16 protein-coding genes are annotated in these 14472 nt (G+C 70.9%); 3 read left to right on the top strand and 13 right to left on the bottom strand.

Annotation, left to right across the window (positions count from 1 at the left end; genetic code table 11):
* Window positions 1-2: 2 nt before the first annotated feature.
* Both AB1K56_RS12165 and AB1K56_RS12160 read left to right on the top strand, forming a co-directional pair.
* Complete coding sequence (locus AB1K56_RS12165; RefSeq protein ID WP_371205860.1) at window positions 3-878, top strand: NAD(P)/FAD-dependent oxidoreductase; 876 nt, start codon at window positions 3-5, stop codon at window positions 876-878.
* 42 nt (window positions 879-920) lie between these two features.
* Entirely contained in the window at window positions 921-2003 is a 1083-nt protein-coding gene (locus tag AB1K56_RS12160; RefSeq protein WP_371205859.1) for a hypothetical protein, read from the top strand.
* 6 nt (window positions 2004-2009) lie between these two features.
* Here the strand turns inward: AB1K56_RS12160 and AB1K56_RS12155 are convergent, their stop codons facing one another.
* Window positions 2010-3995, bottom strand: coding sequence for a cytochrome c oxidase assembly protein (locus tag AB1K56_RS12155; RefSeq protein ID WP_371205858.1), 1986 nt, complete (start codon window positions 3993-3995; stop codon window positions 2010-2012).
* 78 nt (window positions 3996-4073) lie between these two features.
* On the bottom strand, window positions 4074-4361 hold the full coding sequence (locus AB1K56_RS12150) for an HU family DNA-binding protein (RefSeq protein WP_013584778.1): 288 nt from the start codon (window positions 4359-4361) through the stop codon (window positions 4074-4076).
* Window positions 4362-4793: 432 nt separating this feature from the next.
* On the opposite strand from AB1K56_RS12150, the gene AB1K56_RS12145 reads away from it, so the two are divergent.
* On the top strand, window positions 4794-6245 hold the full coding sequence (locus AB1K56_RS12145; protein WP_371205857.1) for a hypothetical protein: 1452 nt from the start codon (window positions 4794-4796) through the stop codon (window positions 6243-6245).
* Window positions 6246-6303: 58 nt separating this feature from the next.
* Here AB1K56_RS12145 and rpsN read toward each other — a convergent pair whose 3' ends face one another.
* From rpsN to AB1K56_RS12090, 11 genes are all read right to left on the bottom strand, one after another.
* Complete coding sequence (rpsN, locus tag AB1K56_RS12140; protein ID WP_022878196.1) at window positions 6304-6609, bottom strand: 30S ribosomal protein S14; 306 nt, start codon at window positions 6607-6609, stop codon at window positions 6304-6306.
* A 4-nt stretch (window positions 6610-6613) separates the two neighbouring features.
* Window positions 6614-6784, bottom strand: a complete 171-nt coding sequence (rpmG, locus tag AB1K56_RS12135) for a 50S ribosomal protein L33 (RefSeq protein WP_013584775.1) — start codon at window positions 6782-6784, stop codon at window positions 6614-6616.
* Complete coding sequence (rpmB, locus tag AB1K56_RS12130) at window positions 6784-7020, bottom strand: 50S ribosomal protein L28 (RefSeq protein WP_055832508.1); 237 nt, start codon at window positions 7018-7020, stop codon at window positions 6784-6786. The genes rpmG and rpmB overlap by 1 nt, the downstream gene beginning before the upstream one ends.
* A 212-nt stretch (window positions 7021-7232) precedes the next feature.
* Complete coding sequence (locus AB1K56_RS12125; RefSeq protein WP_371205856.1) at window positions 7233-7925, bottom strand: DNA-3-methyladenine glycosylase; 693 nt, start codon at window positions 7923-7925, stop codon at window positions 7233-7235.
* A complete protein-coding gene (locus tag AB1K56_RS12120) occupies window positions 7922-9346 on the bottom strand; it encodes a hypothetical protein (protein ID WP_371205855.1) in 1425 nt (474 codons plus the stop codon). Before AB1K56_RS12120 ends, AB1K56_RS12125 begins: the two co-directional genes overlap by 4 nt.
* Complete coding sequence (locus AB1K56_RS12115) at window positions 9336-10193, bottom strand: TIGR03943 family protein (RefSeq protein WP_264631935.1); 858 nt, start codon at window positions 10191-10193, stop codon at window positions 9336-9338. Before AB1K56_RS12115 ends, AB1K56_RS12120 begins: the two co-directional genes overlap by 11 nt.
* The gene (locus tag AB1K56_RS12110; RefSeq protein ID WP_371205853.1) at window positions 10186-11259 is read right to left on the bottom strand and encodes a permease; all 1074 of its coding nucleotides are present in this window, start codon (window positions 11257-11259) and stop codon (window positions 10186-10188) included. Before AB1K56_RS12110 ends, AB1K56_RS12115 begins: the two co-directional genes overlap by 8 nt.
* A complete protein-coding gene (locus tag AB1K56_RS12105; RefSeq protein ID WP_136588255.1) occupies window positions 11246-11659 on the bottom strand; it encodes a Fur family transcriptional regulator in 414 nt (137 codons plus the stop codon). Before AB1K56_RS12105 ends, AB1K56_RS12110 begins: the two co-directional genes overlap by 14 nt.
* Before the next feature lie 87 nt (window positions 11660-11746).
* Window positions 11747-12607 carry a metal ABC transporter permease gene (locus AB1K56_RS12100; RefSeq protein WP_371205852.1) on the bottom strand — a complete coding sequence of 287 codons (861 nt, stop codon included), beginning with the start codon at window positions 12605-12607 and terminating at the stop codon, window positions 11747-11749.
* Window positions 12604-13419, bottom strand: coding sequence for a metal ABC transporter ATP-binding protein (locus AB1K56_RS12095; RefSeq protein WP_371205851.1), 816 nt, complete (start codon window positions 13417-13419; stop codon window positions 12604-12606). Before AB1K56_RS12095 ends, AB1K56_RS12100 begins: the two co-directional genes overlap by 4 nt.
* Window positions 13416-14417, bottom strand: a complete 1002-nt coding sequence (locus tag AB1K56_RS12090; RefSeq protein WP_371205850.1) for a metal ABC transporter solute-binding protein, Zn/Mn family — start codon at window positions 14415-14417, stop codon at window positions 13416-13418. Before AB1K56_RS12090 ends, AB1K56_RS12095 begins: the two co-directional genes overlap by 4 nt.
* Between the last annotated feature and the right edge of the window lie 55 nt (window positions 14418-14472).

The raw sequence follows: 14472 nt of genomic DNA, 5'->3' as shown, positions 1-14472 counted from the left end.
ACATGAAGTCACACGATGGACGCGAACGCAAGCGGAAGGAACTCATCGTGTACGACGCGATCATCATCGGGGGCGGCCCCGCGGGCCTGCAGGCGGCCCTCACCCTGGGGCGCATGCACCGCCGCACCCTCCTGCTGGACTCGGGCGAGTACCGCAACGGCACCGTGCGCCACGCGCACAATTTCCTCACCAACGACGGACGCGATCCCGCCGAGCTGCGCCGCATCGCCCGCGCCGAGATCGCCGCCTACGACACCGTGGAGACGACGGATGCCGCGGTCTCCGACATCTCGGCGGACGACGGCGTCGTGCGGGTCGTCGCCGACGGGCGGGAGCACCGCTCCACCGCCGTGATCCTGGCGACGGGCGTGGTCGACGATCTGCCGCCGATTCCCGGCCTCGCCGCGCACTGGGGCGACACCGTGGCCAGCTGTCCGTTCTGCCACGGTCACGAGTTCGCGGGGCGCCCCGTCGCCGTCATCAACGCGGGGACGCACGCCGAGATGGTCGCGCGCATGCTCGAGCCGGTGGCATCCGAGGTCCACGTGGTGGATCCCGCGGCCGTGCGCGAGGTGAACGGTCTCGACGACGGGCTGCGTCTGCACCTCGACTCGGGACCGCTCGACGTCGCGGGGGCCTTCATCGCCCCCGGATGGCGTCCGCGTGGCGACCTTCTCGACCGGCTCGGCGTGCAGCGGCAGGACTCCGGGGCGGTGCGCACCGACCCATTCGGGCGCACCAGTGTCGAGGGCGTCTACGCGGTCGGCGATCTCGCGCAGGCCGACCACCTCCCGGGACCGATGTTCTCGCTCGCCGCGGCGATCGCCGGCGGGCAGCTCGCGGCGGTGGCGGTGGTGCAGTCGCTCGTCGCTCCGTGACACGCGCGGCCCCCGTCCAGGCGCACTTCCTACACTGGAGGCGTGGACAACGCAGGCGGGGGCCCCGCGACGCTCCGGGGCGTCAGCGGTGCGCGCACGCGCCTACGACGCGAGATCCTCGGAATGGCCGTGATCGGCGTGCTCCTCCTCGCCGCCCTCGGCGCGGGGGCCGCATCGCTGTACCGCGAGGTCTACAGCCCTCGCGCCTTCGTGCTGAACTACCTCGAACTGCTGCAGGATCACCGCACGGCCGAGGCGCTCGCCGTGCCGGGAGTGGCCGTCGACTCCGCCGAGCTCGAGGCGATCGGTCTGCCCGCAACGGCCTCGGAGGCACTGCTGCGCCCCGACGCCCTCGCGTCCCTGACCGATGCCGCCGTGACCGGCGAGAGCGTCGACGGCGACCAGGCGCGCGTCACGGTGAGCTACACCGCGGGCGGTTACTCCGGAACGACCACCTTCGCGATCGAGCACGACCCCGGCGAGGGGCTCCTGCCGCGCTGGCGCTTCGCGCGCAGTCCCCTCTCTGTCATGAAGCTCACCGTGATGGGGTCGATGCGCTTCGCGGTGAACGGGTTCGAGGTCGACAAGCGACAGGTGTCCGTCGACGGGGCCGACGCCGACCCCTCTGCGGCGGTCCCCCTCCTCGTCTTCTCGCCGGGGCTGTACTCCGTCGACGTCGACACCGCGATCTCCGCCACCCCGGGGGTCGCGGTGCTCGCGGACGCGCCCCTGGCCGGCATCCCGGTCGACGTGCAGGCCGAACCCACCGAGGAGTTCATCGGCGTCGTGCAGACGCGGGTGGAGGACTTCCTCACCTCCTGCGCCGAGCAGAAGGTGCTGCAGCCCACCGGCTGCCCCTTCGGCTACACGGTGCGCAACCGCATCGACGGAGCGCCCACCTGGTCGATCGTCGAGCAGCCGGTCGTGACGGTCGTCCCCGACGGCTCCGGATGGCGCATCCCGTCGGCGAAGGCGGTCGCGCACATCGACGTCGAGATCCGCTCGATCTTCGACGGCAGCGTCCGCACGGTCGAAGAAGACGTCCCGTTCCGCGTCGACGGGCAGATCAGCGTCCTGCCCGACGGCACGGCGTCGATCCTGGTCGGCGGCGGCTCCGGAGACTGAGGGGCGTCAGCGTCCGCCGCGCGCCGCCACCCGGGCGTCGCGCTCGGCCAGACGCGCGAGCTCCTCGTTGTAGGCGTCGAGCTCGAGGTCGCCCACCCGGTCGACGTGCCGGTCGCGGCGGCGCTGCTGCCGCTCGTCGCTGCGGCTCCACTGGATCGCCACCGCGATCGCGAGGATGAGCGTGGGGATCTCGCCGACCGACCACGCGACGCCGCCGCCGGCGTACTGGTCCTGCAGCGGGGTGACGCCCCAGGTCCGCCCCATCGCTCCGAACCACTCGGCCACCATGAGGCCCGAGTTCATCATGATCGCGATGCCGAAGAACGCGTGCATGGCCATGATCGCGATGAGCACGAGCAGGCGCATCGGGTACGGCAGGCGGTACGGCACCGGATCGATGCCGATGAGGCTCAGCACGAACAGGTAGCCCGTGACGAGGAAGTGCGCCACCATCCAGATGTGGCCGACGTGGTCGTAGAGCGACCAGCGGAACAGGTCGGTGTAGTAGAACGCCCACAGCGAGCCGATGAACAGTCCCGCCGCGACGTACGGATTGGTGAGGACCTTCGCGACCGGGTTGTGCACGGCCCACAGGATCCACTCGCGCCCCCCGCGCGTGCCGTCGTCGCGCTTGCGGATCGCGCGCGCGGCGAGCGACACCGGCGCGCCGGCGACGAGCATGAGGGGGATCGCCATCGACAGGAGCATGTGCCCGATCATGTGCACGCTGAAGAGGTAGTCCTGGTAGACGTTCAGCGGTCCGGACGTCACCCAGAACACCGACAGCATGCCGAGGCACCACAGCACCGTGCGCGCGATCGGCCAGGAGTCGCCCCGGCGCAGCAGGCGCCAGACGCCCGCGAGGTAGAAGAAGAGTCCCCCCAGGACGATGAGGGTCCACAGCAGGTCGACGTTCCAGGCGGTGAACCAGCGCTCCGGGGTCAGCTCCGGCGGCAGGGGGCTGCCGGTGAGCACCTCGGCGGGCGACGTGCCCACGAGCGACGCCTCCCCGGGCGGGGGCGTGCGGGCCAGGGCCGCAGCGACGCCGCTGGCGATGCCCATGAAGACCAGCTCGAGCGAGACCACGCCCCAGAACCGACGGGATCCGGGCTCGTCCGCCATGCGCGCGATGAGCCGGCGGCGGTACCACGCGCCGAGCACGCCCATCGCGACGAGGGCGCCCACCTTCACGAGCACGAGGGCGCCGTAGGCCGACCAGAGGTTCTGCAGGCCCTGCAGGCCGATCGAGGCGCGCACGGTCCCCGAGATCGCCACGACGATGAACGCCACGAGCGCGAGGGACGAATAGCGCAGCAGCAGGGTCTGCACCTGCGGGCGCGACATCGCGGGCCGCAGCACGACGACGAGGATCAGACCGCCGAGCCAGACGGCGGCGGCGACGATGTGCAGCACCAGCGAGGTGACGGCCGCGTCGTGGCTCGTCTCGGCCCCGGTGTGCCCCTGGGTTCCCATGGGGATGAGGGCGGCGAGGGCCCCGATCGCGACGAGCATCGTCGGGATCCAGGATCGGACGGCGAACGTCAGCACCGTCAGCACGGCCCCGGCGATGGTGGTGACCAGCCAGGCCTGCCCCACCGAGCTCTCGACGAGGAAGCGGCCGAGCTGCTGTCCGAAGACCGCGTCGAGGGTGGGTTTGGCGTTGAGGACGTTGAGGAACGTCAGGTAGCCGGTCGCGGCCGCGCCGACCGTGAACACCGCGGCACCGATCGAGGCCGTGTCGAGCGCGATCTCGAACGGCCGCTCCCCCGCCTTCAGCGCGAAGAGGGCCAGCACGAGCGAACCGACCATCGCGGCTGCCGAGAGGTTGACCACCACGGTCGCGATCGGCAGGCCCCACCGGACGACCGGGCCGGGATCGGCCAACTGGGGCGCCGCGGCTCCCCCGCCGTAGGCGAGACCCACGACGACGGCGATCAGCGAGACCACGATCAGGATGACGGGTCCCGCCACGCGCAGCAGACGGGGATTCACCCTTCCAGCCTACGTCGCGGGGGAACGACGAAGGGGGGATGCCGCTGGGCATCCCCCCTTCGTTCGTTCGGCGTCGTCTTACTTGACGGCGGCCTTGAGCTTGGAGCCCGCGGTGACCTTGACGCGCTTGCCGGCGGGGATGGAGATCTCCTCGCCCGTCTGCGGGTTGCGGCCCGTGCGAGCCGACGTGGCGACCTGCTCGAAGGCGATCCAGCCGGGGATCGAGACCTTGCTGCCCTTGGCGACCGCCTCGGAGACGGTGGAGAAGAGGGAGTCGAGCACGCCCGACACGGCGGACTGGCTCTGCCCGGTCGCGCTGGCGATGCTCGCGACGAGCTCGGTCTTGGTGATGGACTTGTCGGCCATGTGGTTTGTCCTCCAGGCGACGGTGGTGTCGCCTCTCGTTCATCGGACGAGGAGGGAATCTCCTCGGTGGTCGAGCGACCGCCTCGACAGTATCAACCGATCCGCGGAATTACGCGGATTCTGTGCGATTTGGTCTCATTCTCCGCGGCGTGTCGCAGCGGACGACGCACCCCCGTCACGCGAGCGGTCGCGTGCACTCCTCCCCCGTGTCGGCGCGCACAGCCCACCGTGGCGGACTGACGCGCACGGGGTGAGCAGCGACAGGCGACCGGGTGATGTCACACCCGAACCGCGGAGGGTCCTTCAGCCGGGGATGCACTCACCCCAGCAACAACTTGAGCGTCCGAAGTACTATGCGTCAGATCGCGCTAATGGGAATGATTCCCGACTGCACGAAGGTGTCAGGTGAAATAAGGTCCTGGGGGTGGCGAGATGCCCGGTTCGCAGACATCGATCGACGCGCGCATCGCCTTGCGCAGCGCTCTGCAGACCACCGCTCTTCGGCTGCCGCCCGGGCGCGGCATCCCCGATCTGCGCCATCTGTCGCTCTTGGCGGAGGTCGAGGCATTCGACCCGCCGCGCACCTGGACCGACGAGGGCGCTCGCACGCTCGCGGCGATGTTCGCCGCCCGAGCCCGGCGCGATGCCCTCGGCGCGGGCGTCGCTCTGGTCGCGCGGTATTTCGAGGGTACCCGACTGATCCGTCCCGCGACCCTGTCGATGGACGCTCGCGCTCTTCTGCTGGCCAGCGTCGGCGAATACCTGTGCGCCGTCGGCGTGCCGCAAGCGGCGGTCCGCTTCGGCCAAGAGGCTCAGCTGTTCGCCGAGAACGACAGCACACGCTTCTACGCGCTGACCGCCACGGCACTCGGGTACGCGCTCAACGGCGAATACACCTCCGCCGACCCGGCCATGCAGTCCGCCGCACTGCTCTTCCGCGCGAACCGGTGGCCCTCGGAGGAATCGTCCTACCTCCTGCTGCTCGCGCGCTCCCTGGTCTCGGCGGCGCGTATGGACCATGACGGCCTGCGCGCCGTCGCGCACGAACTCGCCCTCGTGAACCCTGAAGATCCCTATTGCCTGTACTCGGCACGTGCAATCGACGTCATGGGGCAGCTCATCCGGGGCGACTACGCCGCCGGTCTCGCCGCGAGCCAGCAGTTGCTGCACGGGAGCGAACGCAGCACGAGCCACCGGTTCATCCGCGACTTCCTGCTGTGCATCCGCTCCGACATCCTGCTCGCCCAGGGTCAGTATGCCGAGTCGCTCGCCTCTCTCGCCACCGCCGAGAGCCCCGAGGGCCACGGCATCTGCTTCGCGATGCAAAGAGGAGGCGCCCTCCTGCTGCTCGGCCGTGAACGAGAACTTCTCGCCGAGACCGATGGCTGCGTCGCATGCGACGCCGACCATTGTCTGCGCACGCTGACACCGTTGCTGCTGCGGCGTGCGATTGCGTTCCGGCGCCTGGGCAACGACCGTCGCGCGTCGCAGAGCATGGAGTCGGCCCTGCTCCTTATCGCGCGCACCGGCAACTCCATGACCCCGTTCATCATGCTGCCGCCCGAGGAGTGCATCGCGCTGGTCGATGCCGCCGTGGAGACCCACCCGCATCTCGGCGAGACCGCCGCCTACGTGCGCAAGGCACTGGCGTCGGTGGCCGCGCCGGTCGAGGCGCCGCGACCGTCGCACGAACTGCGCGGCTTCACGCCGACCGAACGCGCTCTGGCAGACCTGTTGCTCACGCCTCTCAGCCTCGCCGACATCGCCCGCACCCGCGGGGTGTCGTTGAACACGGTGAAGAGCCAGGTGCGGTCGATCTACCTCAAGCTCGGCGTGAGCGCCCGGCCCGAAGCGGTCGTGGAGCTGCAGCGCATCCTGGCGTGAGAACGCCGAAGGGCGGGACCCCTCTCGGAGTCCCGCCCTTCGTCTGTGTATCCGGTGCTTACCAGGACGACTTGGTCACACCGGGCAGCTCGCCGCGGTGGGCCATGTCACGGAAGCGGACGCGCGAGACGCCGAACTTCGTGAGGACACCGCGGGGGCGACCGTCGATGACATCGCGGCTGCGCACGCGCGCGGGCGACGCGTTGCGGGGGAGCTTCTGCAGACCCACGCGGGCGGCCTCGCGGGCCTCGTCGGTCGCGTTGGGGTCGACCAGGGTCTTCTTCAGCTCGGCGCGCTTCGCGGCGTAGCGCTCGACGACGACCTTGCGCTGCTCGTTGCGCGCGATCTTGCTCTTCTTAGCCATGTGCTTAGCGCTCCTCTCGGAAGTCGACGTGCTTGCGGACCACGGGGTCGTACTTCTTGAGCACGATGCGGTCGGGGTTGTTGCGGCGGTTCTTGCGCGTCACGTAGGTGTACCCCGTGCCGGCGGTCGAACGCAGCTTGATGATCGGACGAACGTCCTGAGCCTTCTTCGCCATTACAGCTTCACGCCCTTCGCCTGCAGGTCACGGACGACGGACTCGATGCCGCGGGCGTCGATGACCTTGATGCCCTTCGCCGAAACGTTGAGCTTGATGTTGCGACCCAGCGACGGAACGAAGTAGGTCTTCTTCTGCACGTTCGGGTCGAAGCGGCGCTTCGTCCGGCGGTGCGAGTGCGAGATGTTGTGACCGAAGCCGGGAACCGCTCCAGTCACCTGGCACACTGCTGCCATGGTGATGTCTCCTTCTGTACCGTGACACCGGACGGTGCCACCCAAGATCCCTTGTCTGCACCCCTTCTGAACACGACGGAAGGCCGGGATCAGGAGGAGGGATGCGAACTGCGTGCTGGAGTGCGCGCAGACAAGGGGTCAGTCTAGCACGGCGTGTCGGCTTGACCCCGCGCCCGCGGATCGGCCGAGGTCGAGGGGACCGGGATGCGCGATCACCGCGGCTCCTCCCCCGCCCCGCGCGCCGCCTCCGCGGCCCCGCGCCCCCAGCGGAAGGCCGAGACCGTGGCATCCCCCTCGATCCAGAACCGCCAGGGGAACGCGGCGGTGCCCGCGACACCGGCCACTCCCACGCGCGGCCCGCTCGCCACCGCGACCGGAGGGGTCTCACTCAGCAGCAGGAGCGCCGACGCCCCGGCACGCTCCTCGCCCGTGATCGCGTCGATGCCGTCGTGCACGGGATGCCGCAGCCCCACCGCGTCACCGAGCCGGCCGGGGCCGCGGGCCAGGTCGCGTGCGGAGCGCACGGCGCCACGGCGCTCCAGGCGCCGGCGCTCGGCGACGTGCGCCCCCTCGACGATCTCGCCGCCGCGCAGGAGCACACCGCCGGCCATCCCGTCGGGCCCGCACACCACGTTCACGCACGAGTGGATGCCGTGGCTGAGATAGACGTACAGGTGACCGGGCTCTCCCCACATCGTCGCGTTGCGCGGCGTGGGACCGCTGCGCGCGTGGGATCCGGGATCGGGCCGGTCGCCGGTCCCCAGACCGTGATACGCCTCGACCTCGGTCAGCCGCACCACGACCCGCTCGCCGCCCACGACGGTCTGCAGCAGGGCGCCGAGCAGCCGCGGCGCGACCTCGACGGGGAGGTCCGCGAGATCGGCGCGCGTCGCGGGACGCGTCACTGCGGCGGAACCTGGCACCACGACAGGTCGAACCCCTGCAGCGCGACCACCTCCTGGCCGGTGTCGACCTCGACGAGGTGCGTCAGCAGGCGCTGCGGGAGGGGCAGCTGATAGCGGTCGAAGGGGTTGTCGACCGCGCGCGGGGCGACGAGGACGGCGGCGTAGCGACCGCTCGGCGACACGCAGGTCTGCAGCACGGTGTCGGATCCGGGCACGTCGAGCAGCTGCCGCACGGTGCCGGCGTCGTCGACGTGCGCCACGATGGTCGACCGCGAGACCCCGTCCGTGCTGATGTCGGCGAACGAGCGGATCGTGCCGGCGCCGGCGCCGGGCACCGGGGTGGCGCGACCGGCGAGCCCCGGCGGGTCGACCGGCTCGACGAGCCCCTGCTCCGAGCCGTCGGTGAGGTTGATCGCTCGGATCCCCTCGAGGCGCTCGACGATCGCGATCGACGACCCCCGCGCGATGCCGTCGATCGACACGGCGCTGCCGAGCGGGGCCGCGTTGCCGCCCTGCGCATCGGTGAGCAGCAGGCGGGAGTCGAAGGTGAGCACGAGCATGCTGTCGGTGTCGGGCACGAACCGGTAATCGGCGATTCGCACGTCGCCGCCGTTGAGGCCCACCTCGGTGGGCGGGGAGTCGTCGGCCGCCGACGCCGTGAACAGGCGGCTCTCGCGTCCTCCGGTGGCGCCCAGGTCGGCATCCGAGAAGGTGAAACCGATGCGCTCGCCCCGGTCGGCCGACTGCAGGTTGGTGACGAAGCCCGGGCCCGGGAGCGCGATGTCGCGCTCGTTCTTGCCGTCGGGATCGGTCACGATCACGCGGGCGGTGTCTCCGTCGCGCACCGAGATGACGAGGTGGTTCGCGGTCGCGCGGAAGTCCTCGATGTGCGGGTGCACGAAGACGGGCAGACCCGCCTCGCCCTTCAGGTCGGTGCGGAAGATGGTGTCGCCGTCGGGGGTGCCGCGCTGCATCAGGTAGGCCTGCAGCGGCGGCGTCCGGAAGGTCTCGGTGAGGGTCGACGCGGGTCCCGCACCCAGGCCGTTCACGCCCGAGATGGTGATGCGGTAGTCGGTGTCGTCGCGCAGCGGAAGAGTGAACCGCACGCCCACGCTGCGCCCCGAGGTGTCGACGGTGAAGGGAGTGGCCGGCTCGACCTCGACCTGCGAGGGGTCGACGCTCTGCAGCGACTGGGTCGTGGTGAGGATGACGCGGGATCCGGATGCCGCGACCGCCGCAGCGGGATCCACCTGCACGTCGGTGACGCGGGGGCCCTGCGCGACGGCGACGACACCGCCCACCCCGCCCACGACGATCAGACCCACGAGCACCGCCGCGAAGGCGATCGCGAACCCGCGACCACGGCGCTTTCGCGCGCGCGAACGCCGGGAGTCGCCCGCGCGACGGGAGTCAGTACTCATAGGGGTCCGCCGGCTCGTCGATCGAGGCCACCTGATCCGCGCGCACCTCGAGCTTGCCGTCGCCGCTGGAGCGGACGGTCCCCGTGACCGTCACCCACTGGCCGGTCGAGGGGGCGTCGACCGAGGCGGCGATCGGCAGGCGCGCGGTCTGGGCGTCGATCACGCAGTGCGTGATCACCAGCCTCGTCAGATCGAACGTGGCCCCGTCGCCACCCGGGGTGATGAATCCCGTGAGCGTGACGGGCTTGCCGTCGAACGTCTCGGGGTTCGTCGCGTGCGCGAAGACGGCCGACCAGTCGCCGATGCCGAATTTCGAGGTGTCGCCCGAGGCGGCGAGCGTCACGACGTCGGAACCGGCGAACAACGGAGGAGCGCCCACGTCGCGCGAGACGGCCAGCCCGGTCGACAGCGACGCCGCCGGCGTCAGCAACACGGCGATGACCGCCCCCGAGGCCAGGACACCGCCCGTGAATGCGGCGATGCCGCCGGGCGTCAGGCGGGGACGGGCGGCGAGATGATCGTGCGCGGCGTGGTCATGCTCGTCGAGCGGGTCGCGGTGCGCGTGGTCGGCGTGGGCGAAGGCCTCGCGGCGCGCCCCGGCGGCCGCGGTCGCGTGGCCGTGCTCGTGGTCGTGTCCGTGATCGGCCTCCGCGCCCAGCGGCAACGCGAACGACGCGACCGCGCCGATCAGCGCGACGATCGACATGCCGACCGCGAACCACGCCGAGTCGGGGTTGATGTACAGCGACATGCGGCCGGTGATCCACAACGTGATCGTCGTGATCGACAGGCACGTGGTCAGGCCCACGCCGAGCCAGCGCGTGGCGAGGGAGCCCGTTCTAGACAAGGAGGTTCACCACCGTTCCCAGGGCGAAGGCGAACAGCACCACGACCACGGTCATGCCCGCGAGCACGCGGGTGGTGAAGGTCGTGCGCAGCAGCGCCATCATCTTCAGGTCGATGATCGGGCCGACGACGAGGAAGGCCACGATCGATCCGGGGGTGAAGGTCGACGCGAACGACAGCGCGAAGAACGCGTCGACGTTCGAGCACAGCGAGACCACGATCGCGAGCACCATCATCGCCGCGATCGACAGGGCCGGGTCCGACCCGATCGCCAACAGCGCGCTGCGCGGCACGAGCACCTGCACCGCCCCGGCGAGCAGCGACCCGATGATGAGGGCGGGCATGACCGAGCGCAGCTCGACGACGAACTGCGCGAGCGTGCGGCGGCCTCGGTCGCCGCGCTCCTGCACGACGATCTCGCACGTCTCGAGGAAGCGCTCGGTGAGCAGCTTGTCGGGATCCGGATGCCGGCTGTAGAGCCACCCGATGAGGTTGGCGACGAGGTACCCCCCGATGAGGCGCGCCACGAGGATGCCGTCGCTGAAGCCGAAGGCGGCGTGCGTGGAGATGATGACGATCGGGTTCACGATCGGCGCCGCCACGAGGAACGTCAACGTGTCGCTGACCCCGAATCCGCGCATGAGCAGTCCGCGCGCGAACGGCACGTTGCCGCACTCGCAGACCGGGATGAACATGCCCAGCAGCGACAGCACCGCCCGGCGCGCCCACGGCGCGCGCGGCATCCATCTCTCGATCGCCCCCGGCGGCACCCACACCTGCACGATGATCGACAGCAGCACGCCGAGGATGACGAACGGCAGCGACTCGATGAGGACGCTGAGGGCGAGGGTCAGCCCGTCCTGCGCGCGCGTGGGCAGGGGCTGCGCGAAGAAGGTCGGCGCGTAGGCGTCGACGAGGAACAGCGCCGTGACGACCACGACCCCCACGCCGAGGGCGACGAGGGTGCGGGACGCGCCCGAACGGGGGGCGCCCGAACGGGGGGCGCCCGAACGGGAGGGTGCGGAACGCCGGCCCGTGGGCGGCGCGGTGCGACTACTCGTCGCCACGCTCGCGAGCCCGGGCGCGGGCGCAGTCGGTGCACACGCCGAAGATGTCGACGACGTGCTCGGCCTCGCTGAAGCCGTGCTGGGCGGCGGTGCGCTGGGCCCACTCCTCGACGTCGGTCGCCGCGATCTCGACCGCCTTGCCGCACGAGCGGCAGATGAGGTGGTGGTGGTGACCGCGGGTCTCGCAGGCGCGGAACAGGTTCTCGCCCTCGGGGCTCTGCAGCGAATCCGCATCTCCGCGGGCCGCGAGACCTGCGAGGGTGCGGTACACCGTGGCCAGGCCGATGCCGGTGTTCTCGTCGCGCAGGGTCGCGTGCAGCGACTGCGCGCTGACGAACCCTCCGGCTCCCGACAGGGCTTCGCGCACGCGTTCGCGCTGCCACGTGTTGCGCTGGACCATGGCGGCGAGTCTAGCGAGGGGTTCGGTGAATCGGCTGGGTGCGCGACACACCCCGACGCGCGGGTGCGTCCGTCGTGGCGCGCGGGCTCAGAGCGCCCGGGTGGTGCGGTCGCGGCGCGCGCCGATGACCCGGCACACGAGGTAGATCGCGAACGAGATGGTCGTGATGTAGGGGCTCACCGGCAGGGTTCCGGCGACCGCGAGCAGCACGCCGCCCACCGCCGAGACGAAGCCGAACAGCGCCGCGAGCACCGGCACCGACAGGGGACCGGATGCCACCCGCATGGCCGCGGCGGCGGGGGTGACCAGCAGCGCCATCACCAGCAGTGCGCCGATGATGTGCACGGCGACCGCGACGATCAGGCCCAGCAGCAGCATGAACGCCAGCGACACCGCGGTCGTGGGCACGCCGCGCGCGGCCGCGGACTGCGGGTCGAGCGAGTCGAAGCGCAGCGGTCGCCAGATGAGCAGGAGGGCGATCAGCACGGCGACCCCGATGACCACCAGCCAGCCGAGCTGTGCGCTCTGCACCGACACGATCTGCCCGGTCAGCAGGCTGAAGCGCGTGGCGCTGCGCCCGTTGTAGAGCGACAGGCACAGGATGCCGACACCCAGACCGAACGGCATGAGCACACCGATGATCGAGTTGCGGTCACGCGCGCGGGCACCGAGCAGGCCGATGAGCGCGGCGGCGATGAGCGAGCCGACGATCGAGCCCGAGACGACGTCGACGCCGATGAGCAGGGCCACGGCGGCGCCCGCGAACGACAGCTCGCTGATGCCGTGCACGGCGAAGGCCATGTCGCGCTGCATCACGAACACGCCGATGAGTCCGCCGACGAGGCCGAGGACCGCTCCCGCGTACACGGAGTTCTGCACCAGCTCGAGGATGGCGCCGTACTGGCTCACCCCGCCGAACAGGGCGTCGCCGACGTCGGACCAGTTCATGCGCCGCCCTCGTCGTGGTGATGGTGGTGGGACTCGTCGGCATCCGGGGCTCCGACGACGATCAGCTGGTCACCCGCCCGCACCACGTAGACCGGGGCGCCGTAGAGCGCGGTCAGCGTCTCGGTCGTGAGCACCTCGTCGGGAGTGCCCAGGGTGAATCGTCCGTGCGCGATGTAGAGGATGCGGTCGACCTTCGACAGCACCGGATTGATGTCGTGGGTGACCAGCAGCACCGCGGCGTCGCGCTCGCGGCGATGGCGGTCGATCAGGCGCACGACGGCCTGCTGATTGGCGAGGTCGAGGCTCGTGAGCGGCTCGTCGCACAGCAGGAGGGTCGGGTCGTCGGCCAGGGCCTGACCGACGCGCAGGCGCTGCTGCTCGCCGCCCGAGAGCAGCCCGACGGGGCGGTCGGCGAACGCCGTGGCCCCGACCGCCTCGAGCAGTTCGTCGATGCGGGCGCGATCCTTCTTGCGCGACAGGGGCAGGCCGAGCCGGTGCCCGTCGACGCCGAGGCCGACGATGTCGCGGCCACGCAGCGGCGTCTCGCGCGGGAGGGGCCGCTGCTGGGGGATGTAGCCGATGCGGCGGTTGCCCGCGCGACGCACCGGGGCTCCGAGCGCCTCGATCGAGCCGGCGCTGAGCCGCTCGAGACCGAGGATCGCGCGCAGGAGGGTGGTCTTACCCGACCCGCTGGGGCCCAGGACGGCGACGAGCTCGCCGGGCTCGACCTCGAGGTCGAGCCCGGACCACAGCTCCCGGCCGCCGCGTTCGAGGGCGGCGCCGCGGATACGCAGGGGCGCTTCCGCGCTCACGCCGCCAGCGCGTCGCTCAGCGCGGTGATGTTGCTCTGCATCCACGAGATGTAAGTCTGACCGTCGGGGAGCGTTTCCGTGAACTCGATCACGGGGATGCCCTTGGCCTTCGCCTCGTCCTCGACCTGCGTGACCTCGGCCCCGCCGGTCTGCGGGTTGACGATCATGACCCTGATCTGTCCCGAGTCCAGCAGCTGGAGGGATTCGAGCAGGGTCGCCGGCGGCACGTCCTGCCCCTCCTCCACGGCCTCGCTGAACTCGTTGGGGGTGGCGTTGTCGAGGCCCGCGGCCGTGGTCAGGTACACGGGCACCGGCTCGGTCACGAAGACCTTCGCCCCGGCATCCTTGGACTCGATCTGGGCCAGCGAGTCCTCGAGCCCGGCGATCTGCTGCGTGAACGCGTCGGCGTTGGCCGTGAAGTCCGCGGCGTGGTCGGGGGCGAGGCGACCCAGTTCGTCGGCGAGCGCCGCGGTGAGGTCTTCGACGGTGTGCGGGTCGTACCAGACGTGCTCGTTGAAGCCCTCGATGTGGGCGTGGCCGTCGCCCTCGTCGTGCGCGTGATCGTCGGCGCTCGCGCTGGGCTCGGCCGAGGCGCCGTCGTCGTGGCCCTCGGCGCCCGGGTAGTCGTGGTTGTACTCGACGGCCGTGAGCACGGGGGCCGTGGTGCCGCTCGCCTCGATGAGCGACTCCATGAAGGCGTCGTAGCCGGCGCCGTTCTCGATCACGAGACCGGCGTTCTTCAGCGTCAGCTGGTCTTGCGCGCTGGCCTCGTACTCGTGCGGGTCCTGGGAGGGCGAGGTGATGATCGACTGCACGTCGACGAAGTCGCCGCCGACGGCCTCCGCGATCGAGCCGTAGACGTCGGTGGATGCCACCACCGTGACCTTGCCGCCGGAGTCGGCGGTGGAGCCGGTCGAGGTCGTGGCACCGGCGCAGCCGGCGAGGGCGAGGACGGAGACGGCCCCGAGGGCGACGGGGGCGAGAAGGCGACGGGTCATGAGGACACCGTATCGCCGCTGATAATCGTTCTCAAACTCAGCGGGTCGCACATAC

Origin of the sequence: Microbacterium sp. BWR-S6Y (assembly GCF_041379845.1) — a bacterium.
GTDB lineage: Bacteria > Actinomycetota > Actinomycetes > Actinomycetales > Microbacteriaceae > Microbacterium > Microbacterium hydrothermale.
Note: the sequence above shows the minus strand (reverse complement) of the source record. Positions and strands in the feature narration are given on the sequence as shown.